Annotated in this window: 7 protein-coding genes and 1 pseudogene; 2 read left to right on the top strand and 6 right to left on the bottom strand. The window is 69.8% G+C overall.

All coding sequences use genetic code 11. The features are described 5' to 3' along the window. Positions 1-227: 227 nt before the first annotated feature. Positions 228-890: a response regulator gene (locus ACFQ7Q_RS36835; protein WP_383563217.1), complete on the bottom strand. Its 663-nt coding sequence runs from the start codon at positions 888-890 to the stop codon at positions 228-230. Continuing rightward, complete coding sequence (locus tag ACFQ7Q_RS36830) at positions 865-2037, bottom strand: sensor histidine kinase (RefSeq protein WP_383563214.1); 1173 nt, start codon at positions 2035-2037, stop codon at positions 865-867. The genes ACFQ7Q_RS36835 and ACFQ7Q_RS36830 overlap by 26 nt, the downstream gene beginning before the upstream one ends. 175 nt (positions 2038-2212) lie before the next feature. Between ACFQ7Q_RS36830 and ACFQ7Q_RS36825 the strand changes: the two genes are divergently transcribed. Beyond that, complete coding sequence (locus ACFQ7Q_RS36825) at positions 2213-4483, top strand: MMPL family transporter (protein WP_383563211.1); 2271 nt, start codon at positions 2213-2215, stop codon at positions 4481-4483. Between the two features lies 1 nt (position 4484). On the opposite strand, the pseudogene ACFQ7Q_RS36820 reads toward ACFQ7Q_RS36825, so the two are convergent. The 4 genes and pseudogenes from ACFQ7Q_RS36820 to ACFQ7Q_RS36805 form a co-directional block, all read right to left on the bottom strand. Further along, a pseudogene (locus ACFQ7Q_RS36820) lies at positions 4485-4955 on the bottom strand (transposase); the annotation flags it as partial. A gap of 108 nt (positions 4956-5063) precedes the next feature. Further along, a complete protein-coding gene (locus tag ACFQ7Q_RS36815) occupies positions 5064-5690 on the bottom strand; it encodes an XRE family transcriptional regulator (RefSeq protein ID WP_383563208.1) in 627 nt (208 codons plus the stop codon). Between the two features lie 85 nt (positions 5691-5775). Continuing rightward, positions 5776-6105 carry a hypothetical protein gene (locus tag ACFQ7Q_RS36810; protein ID WP_383563205.1) on the bottom strand — a complete coding sequence of 110 codons (330 nt, stop codon included), beginning with the start codon at positions 6103-6105 and terminating at the stop codon, positions 5776-5778. A gap of 176 nt (positions 6106-6281) precedes the next feature. Then, positions 6282-6887, bottom strand: coding sequence for a hypothetical protein (locus ACFQ7Q_RS36805; RefSeq protein ID WP_383563202.1), 606 nt, complete (start codon positions 6885-6887; stop codon positions 6282-6284). 629 nt (positions 6888-7516) lie between these two features. Between ACFQ7Q_RS36805 and ACFQ7Q_RS36800 the strand changes: the two genes are divergently transcribed. Further along, positions 7517-8059, top strand: coding sequence for a peptidoglycan-binding protein (locus ACFQ7Q_RS36800; protein WP_383563199.1), 543 nt, complete (start codon positions 7517-7519; stop codon positions 8057-8059). The last annotated feature ends 54 nt before the right edge of the window (positions 8060-8113 follow it).

The following is an 8113-nucleotide window of genomic DNA, read 5'->3' as shown; positions in this document are numbered from 1 at the left end:
GCCGACAGATCAAACTCAAGGCACCAGGGCCAGTCGTATCGCGAGTCAGGCCACCGCCCAGAGCGGCACCCCAACATCCTCACAGTCGTATCGGGTGTCTCACCGTCCCGGTTCCGGCCTCCTGGTACGTCACGCTCCGGGGCGGGTGAGGCACGTGGAGCCGACGTGAGCCGACCGGTGCGCTGATGTCCGGGCGGGGACTCATGGGACATGGCCCGGCACCCGGCTCAGGTTCCGGGGAGGATACGGCGCGTTTCGTAGGCCCACATCGCGATCTCGACCCGGTTGCGGGCGCCGAGTTTGGCCATCAGGCTGGCCAGATGCGTCTTCACCGTGCTGAGGCTGATGTGCAGTGCATCGGCGATCTCGGTGTTGGTCAGCCCGCGGGCGACGGCGAGGAGCACCTGCTCCTCGCGGGTGGTGACGGGTGAGACCGGCTGGGCCGCGGGCCGGCCGGCGGGCAGGTCCGCGAATGCCTGGAGCAGGCGGACGGTGACGCTGGGCGCGATGAGCGCCTCACCGTCGGACGCCGACCGTACGGCCTGGGCCAGAAGGTCTGGTCCCGTGTCCTTGAGGAGGAATCCGCGGGCGCCGGCACGCAGTGAGCCGTAGACGTACTCGTCGAGGTCGAACGTGGTGATGACGACCACGGCCAGCGGGTCGGCGACGCCCGGGCCGGCGACCAACCGGGTGGCCTCGAGCCCGTCGATCACGGGCATGCGGATGTCGAACAGACAGACGTCGGGGCGCAGTTCGCGGGCCAGACGTACCGCTTCCTGTCCGTCGGCGGCCTCGCCGACCACCTCGATGCCGGGCTGGGCGTTCAGCATGATCCGCAGCCCGGTGCGGATGATGGCCTGGTCGTCAGCGACGAGGACGCGGATGGGCACCGCTCTCGGTCCTCCCTCTCGGCAGCTCGGCTTCGACATGCCAGCCCTGGTCGGCGCCGGGGCCGGCTTGTAGTGTGCCGCCGAGCAGCGTCGCGCGCTCGCGCAGTCCGGTGAGTCCGTACCCGGCACGGCCTCGGCCGGTGCGTTGGCCGTTGTCGCGCACGCTCACCCGTACCGTGTCCCGTTCCGCGGTGACCCGGACGACGACCTCGGTCGCGTTGACCGCATGCCGCCTGGCGTTGGTCACCGACTCCTGCACGATGCGGTAGACGGCCGCGACCACGGCCGGGGGCAGCGTGTCCAGTTCGCCGTCGAGACCCAGGTCGACCCTGAGGCGACCACCCGGGGTGCGCACCAGGCGCTCCAGATCCGCGAAACCGGCAGGCGGCGCCAGCTCGGCGCCGGCCCCGCGGTCGCGCAGCGCGGCGACCATGGCTCGCATCTCCTCCAGCGTGCGCGCCCCTTCCTCCTCGACCCCCTCCAGCGCCTCGACGGCGGCGGACGGGTCGGTGCCCGCGAGCACCCGGCCCGCCTGGGCGCTGATCACCATGGCCGAAACGTGGTGGGCCACCGTGTCGTGCAGTTCCCGGGCGAGCTGCTCACGCTCGCGGGAGCGTACCTGCTCCAACTGTCGCTCGCGAGCGGTCCCCCAGAACCGCACGGCGGCCCCGATCAAGCCGGGCAGCGACAGGAAGACGAAGCCCCCGACCTGTTCGGCGGCCGGGATTTCGTCCGCGACGACCCCCAGCGCGAAGGTCGTGAGGATCACCGCGCTGCCCAGCACGATCTCCCGTCCCGATCCCCACCGGGGCAGCGCATACACCAGCACGAGCACGACCATGCCGGTGTCCAGGCCGACGTGCTCGCCCGGTGCGGCGACCAGCGAGGCCAGCTGGAGCAGGATCACCGAGCCGAACCCCAGCGTGACCATCGCCAGTGGGCGGGTCCGGCGCCACAGGGGCAGCAGGCACGTACAGACGGCGAACACCACCGCCACCGGCCGCCACACGACGTTCTCGCGCAGGGTGGCCTCCAGCACCACGGCAACCAGGCTCACGGCGAGCAGCGCCCAGTCCCGCCACACCCGGGCGGGCGCGTCGGGCGGCCGGGGTTCGGTCCACAGGGTTCGCAGGTCGTCGCGCAGCACGGTTCTCAGCTTAGGGGCCGCGCCGTGCCGCGCATCGGCCGAAAGTACGGGGTGTCACTCGGCCCCGGGGCCGACGGATCCGCGGCCCGCGAGCCGATGCCACAGAGCGCCGCGGCGACGAACCTCGGCAACGGAGGCCGTACAAGGACGGCCGACGAGGTGGTTGGAGGACCCGATGCTCTCGAAAGCCCTGTTGCGCCTGGGCACAAGCGCCGCCCGCCATCCCTGGCGGGTGATCGCGGCATGGCTGATTGCCGCCACGCTCGCCGTCCTCGCCGCGATCGCCATCGGCGGGCGGACCGCGGACTCGATGACCGCTCCGGGACTGGACTCCCAACGGGCCGCGCAACTGATCGAGCGGGCCGGCACCGGCCAGGAGGGCATGACCGCCCAAGTGGTCGTCACCCCCCTCGACGGCGGTGCGACGTTCTTCGACCACGGCAGCGCGCGCACCGCTCTCACGCGGCTGCAGACCGAGGTGCAGCGGCTGCCGCACGTGCTCGGCACGAGCGACCCGGCGGGGGCACTTGACGCAGGCCGGGACGCCACCGTGCGCGGCGGCCTTGTCTCGGCCGACGGGCGGATCGCCGTCGTTCGTGTGCAGTACCCCGACCAGAGCCGGCTGTCGGCCGAAGACCTCGACGCCCTCGTCGATCTCGGCGACCGGCTGCGCGCCGACCTGCCGCTGCGCATCGAGATGGGCGGGAGCCTCTTCTACGCCTTCTCCGACCCCGACGGCGGCACAAGCGAGCTGATCGGCCTCCTCGCCGCGGCCACGATCCTGTTCCTGGCGTTCGGTTCGCTCGTCGCCGCCGCGCTGCCGATCGGCATGGCGGTCTTCGGGCTGACCGTCGGGGTTGCCACGATGACGGTACTGGCGGGGGTGACGGACGTCCCGACCTTCGCCCCTGTCCTGGGCAGCATGGTCGGGCTCGGAGTGGGCATCGACTACGCGCTGTTCGTGCTCGCCAGGCACCGGGAGTACCTCGCGCGCGGGCTCGATCCCCGCGAGGCGGCGGGGCGAGCGGTGGCCACGGCGGGGAGGCCCGTGGTCTTCGCCGGCGGCACCGTCGTCGTGTCGATCCTCGGCCTGGCGGTCGCGAACGTACCGTTCATGACGGTGGGCGGGCTCGCCGTCTCGATCGTCGTTCTGACCATGGTGGTCGCGTCGGTGACGCTCCTGCCGGCCTTCCTCGGTGCCGCCGGCCCACGCCTGGCCCGGGCCGGCCGGATCGGCCGGGCTCTGCAGACCAGGAGGCTGGGCCGACTCGCACGGCGGCGGGACCCGGCGGCAGGCGCCGCCCACACCGCCGGGTGGCGTCGCTGGATCGGCCACGTCAGCCGGCACCCGGTGCCGTACGCGGTCGGCGCGGCGGGGCTGCTGCTGACCGCGACGCTGCCCGTGCTCGGCCTGCGCGTCGGCCTGCCCGACGACGGCTCACAGCCCCAGAGCCGTACCGAGCGCCGGGCCTACGACCTCGTCGCCGAGGGATTCGGCCCGGGCACCAACGGTCCCCTCGTCATCGCGGCGGACCCCACCGGTGATCCGGGAGTGCTGGATCGACTCGTCGCAACGGTCGCGGCGGATCCGGGCATCGCATCCGTCGCGCCGACGCACATCGATCGGGCCACCGGCATCGCGACCCTCGTGGTGTTCCCGACCACCAGCCCTCAGGACAAGGCCACGGCCGACACCATCGCCCGGCTGCGCACCGACGTGCTGCCCACGGCGATCGGGCACGGCCCGGCCGAGGCGCACGTCGGCGGCGCCGCCGCGAGCCTGTCCGACGTGGGCCAACGCACCAGTCAACGCCTGCCGGCGTTCGTCGCCGCCGTGCTGGCGATGTCGTTCCTGCTGCTGATGCTGGCCTTCCGCTCGATCCTCGTTCCGCTCAAGGCGGTCCTGCTGAATCTTCTGAGCATCGGCGCGTCCTACGGCATCATGGTCGCGGTCTTCCAGTGGGGCTGGGGAGGCGCACTCATCGGGCTGGAAGCGACGGTTCCGATCGTGTCGTTCATCCCGATGTTCCTCTTCGCCATCCTGTTCGGCCTGTCGATGGACTACGAGGTGTTCCTCCTCTCCCGCGTACGCGAGGAGTACCAGCGCACCGGCGACAACCGCACGGCGATCGTCGAGGGCGTCTCGGGCACCGCCCGGATCATCACCTCGGCCGCCCTCATCATGGTGGCGGTCTTCCTGTCCTTCGCCGTCGCCGAGGACCCCTCCACCAAGATGTTCGGGCTCGGCCTGGCCACCGCGATCTTCATCGACGCCACGGTCGTACGCATGGTGCTGGTACCGGCGACCATGACACTCCTCGGCCGGGCCAACTGGTGGCTGCCGAAGTGGCTGGACCGGCTGCTTCCCCGCGGCCCGGTGGGCACCGACGACACCGACGCGGAATCCACGGGTGAGGCCCCGAGTCCACGGCTGATTGACCGTTGACTCTGGAGCCGTTCTTCTTCCGGTTGGCGACCTGGTCCTCGTTCTCCGGGATGAGCGCCTTGATACGGCGTTTGCGCAGGTGGGCGCGGTCTCCGCGGGACGAGTACGCCTTGTCCCCGGCGACCGTGTCCGGCCCCCGATGCGGGGTCGGCCGACGGGCCCGCGTACCCGTACCTTCTTCAGGACGGGGATGAACCGCGGGCCGTCCGCTGCCTGCGCTGTGGTCAGGATGAACGCCGGCGGGCGGCACTTGCGGTCGGCGGCGAGGTGGACCTCGCTGGTCTGCCCGCTTCTGGAACGTCGCGGCTTTCTCCAGGGTCGGCATCTCCCGCCACTGCCCGCCCGTCTTGAACCGCCAGATCATGCCCTCGAACTGCCGCCGCAGTCGCTCGGGGTACGGGCCGTACTCGCCGATCGGCAGGTACGGCCCGATGAACTCCCGATCCGGATCGGTCAGTTGCACTCGCGTCACGTAAGACCGTCTATCGGACCGGACCGTGCCACGAAGGCACATCCCGCGCAAATTGATCACGACTCGATACGCGCCCTAGTGCCGCATCGTGACGCTGCCGCCTGTCAGCTACTGCGTACTGCCGTCTTCGAGTCCAGCGATGACTCTGACGTCCGCATCGCACATGTCCAGAACCTTGGCGATCTCCTGGGTGAGAGACGGATCCGGGTTAAGGCTTCCGCTGCGAAGCATGTGGATGGTGGACATCGATCGTGCGGTTTCCCTTGCCATCACCTTGACCGGAATCCCGCGCAGGTTCATCAACCTGGTGAGCACCCTTGCGAACGGGTGTGGCTCCAGCCGCCCGACGGGGGCGACGGCGGGACCGAGGACCACGTCGCCGATCTTGGCTTGGAATCGGATCAGCCGGTCACCCGCAAACCCGACCTTCGCGACGAAGGGCAGCCTCTCATCACCGCCGGAACCGACCGTGCCTGGCACTGACACCTCAGTGAACCTTGAAGGGTGACCGTGATGAGCACTGTCGATCTCCAGGGGTAGACCCGGCTCGATGTGGGTGACTTTCCAGTCGCGGTTCCACCAGGGGAGATCCTGCAGCACCTCGTTGAAGAAAGGGGGCAGAACAGTGACATCCACCGGGTCCGGAGGGTTCTTCTGACCTCCCCAGATGACGCCAGGCCAGTACGTCAGTGCCGCGATCACGTCCACCGTCAGCGTGCGGTTGGCAATCTCCATGGCCGCACTCTCCCACCAGTCGACAGAGCAATCTCCCGCGACCAGGCAAACGTTGGTGACCCGGCACCAGGGGCTGCCTCCCGGATCAAGCCGTGGGGCGGCGGTGGGCGCGGAGCAGACGGACGCCCTTCACGGCGTGGACGGCGGCCACGAGCCCGAAGCCGGGGGGCGTGAGCCGGAACCAGGATTCCGCCACCACGAGACTCAGTAGCAGGCCGCCGAGGGTTAGCGTGCCGCCGACGGTATCCAGCAGGTCGAGACGCGCCTCGGAGCGCACTGCGGAGTCGGATCCGCGCAGTCGGCGGACGACGGAGACGAGAGCGAGGGCCTGGAAGACGGCCCCACCAGTCCTTCGTGACCGCCCCTCCGGGCGCGCCGGTTCCCGGCGGCCCGGGGTTCCGCGCAGGAGGACCATGAGCCACTGGCAGGTGATCTTTGATGCCCGGATCGTCTGGGATGCCGCACCAGAGCGGTATGACCTGGCGCATTGGCCGGTCCGAGTGCTCGGCCTTGACCGCGTTGCGCACTCCCTGGCCTGCAGCGAGCTCAGTTCGGCCGGGCCGGCTCGGGTGGTCGGCGAGAAGCCGCCTGTCAGGGCCGCAAGCCGGCCCGCCTGAGTGCGATCTCGCAGAGGTCGGTGATGACGTCCCGGTCCCCCTGTCGCCACGCGTCGGCGAGGCCACCCGGCGGGGCCGGGAGCGCGGCGAGGGCGCCCGGCGGTCCGGTGAGAGCGCGCAGGGCGAGCAGATCAGCGCCTCCGGGGGCATCGAGAAGGCGTCGAATGGTTGCGCTGCGCCGGATCCAGAGCAGACGTGGCGGGAGCCACACCAGCAGTACGAAGGCCACGGGAATGACGATCAGAGCCGCTGCGGTGAAGGTGGCCACGCGGCTGACCGTTTCCTGGAGCGATTCTCCGGCTTCGGCAAACCCGGTGCTGGCATCGGCCGCGGACTGGAGCGGCTTCCGCAAAAGGCCGCCGACGAATGGCACGTTTGACGCCGCATCGCCGGCGTTGCCGAGTTCAGTGGCCAGGCTGTTGCCCGAGCTTTCGACTTTCCGCCCCGGCTCGGCCAGAAGCATGATCGTTTCGCGGACGGTGAGGGCGACCCTTACAACAGCGGCGATCAGAAGTACGGCGATCAGGTCTGCGAGCACCTGAAGGTTCCGGCGTGCTGGTGTCTGAGCGTAGAGGCGCATCGGCGGGGCTCCCGTTCGGGCCATGGTGGCGAGGAGGGTCGACCGCCGATGGGCGCGGATCGGCCGGCCGACCGTACGTCGGTCTCGACTCTTGCACCTCTCCCCACAAGAAATCGGCCGTGACACGACGCCTGGCCGGCACTCGGTGAATGAGCCTCAGAGGACCGTCCGTGGTCAGCACGAGCATGATGGAGCCCCACCCCGCCGCATGGGCATACGCGTCCACTCGGCGCCGCCGTAAGGTTCGAGAACTGGGCGCGCGGGAGGGCGCTCGACCCGGTGTCGCCGCTGCCGTCCCAGAGCGCCCTCGTCCGCCAGGGACGGCTAGGGCCGATGACGTTCTCACCTCGTGGCGTTATACGGACGGGCCTTGGCGGTCGGCCGCTGTCCTAGGCTCGAGCCTTCGGTCACCGTTCGACGGCATTGCGCGCCTTACCGCTCACCGAACCGGAACTCAAGCGTGGCCTCCAGGGCGGTCGCGTCGGACGGTCCGCCAGGCAGTGCCGCACCTGTCATCTTGGCGTGAACATGGCCAATCTGTGGCGTGAATATATCGCAAAGAATCGGCCTCGGAGGCTGTTGAATGGCCCGCACTCGCTCCAAGTAGGAGCCCGAATCCGGGAGTCGTCATGAGTTGGCGCACCAAGCGGATCAAGCTGAGCGCATGCACGGTGGGGGCCTTGGCCGCCGCCATGTTCGCCGTGAGCACCACCCCGGCCGCGGCGAGCGGAACGTACAGCGGTCTGGCCTATGTGTATGGGACCGGCGTCTACACCAACGACTGGGGCGACGAGGGCGTCACGGACGTCAACACGAACGCATCGTCCAACGCTACTTGCCTGTGGCAGATGATCCTTTGGGCGAACGGCTACCTGGCCTCGGACATCGACGGCGTCTTCGGAACCAACACCAAGAACGCGACTGCGAAGTACCAGGACGACACCGACTACCTGACAGTCGACGGAAGCGCCGGCAAGGCGACCTGGAGCTACGCGGCCGACTACCAGATCGCCTACGTGTCAGGCAGTGAAGCCGCCGGCCAGACGCTGAATCTGCGATACGACGGCACGGTCAACAGGTTCGACATGAGGCGCATCGGGGACGGCAACTACGAGTTTCGCGACAGTCGTGGCAACTGGCGGAAGGCCGGTTACAACTACCGGACCTGCTGACTCCTGCCGTCACCGGCGCGCCCAGGGCCCGCTTCCCGGAAGGGAGGCAGGCCC

This window comes from Streptomyces sp. NPDC056527, from assembly GCF_042794475.1.
Lineage (GTDB): Bacteria > Actinomycetota > Actinomycetes > Streptomycetales > Streptomycetaceae > Streptomyces.
This window is presented reverse-complemented; position numbering and strand designations above follow the sequence as displayed.

Excerpts from the sequence above, each read along its gene's own strand:
- ACFQ7Q_RS36825 (WP_383563211.1), top strand. The coding sequence starts at position 2,213 with ATGCTCTCGAAAGCCCTGTTGCGCCTGGGCACAAGCGCCGCCCGCCAT.
- ACFQ7Q_RS36815 (WP_383563208.1), bottom strand. The coding sequence starts at position 5,690 with ATGGAGATTGCCAACCGCACGCTGACGGTGGACGTGATCGCGGCACTG.
- ACFQ7Q_RS36810 (WP_383563205.1), bottom strand. The coding sequence starts at position 6,105 with ATGGTCCTCCTGCGCGGAACCCCGGGCCGCCGGGAACCGGCGCGCCCG.
- ACFQ7Q_RS36805 (WP_383563202.1), bottom strand. The coding sequence starts at position 6,887 with ATGCGCCTCTACGCTCAGACACCAGCACGCCGGAACCTTCAGGTGCTC.
- ACFQ7Q_RS36800 (WP_383563199.1), top strand. The coding sequence starts at position 7,517 with ATGAGTTGGCGCACCAAGCGGATCAAGCTGAGCGCATGCACGGTGGGG.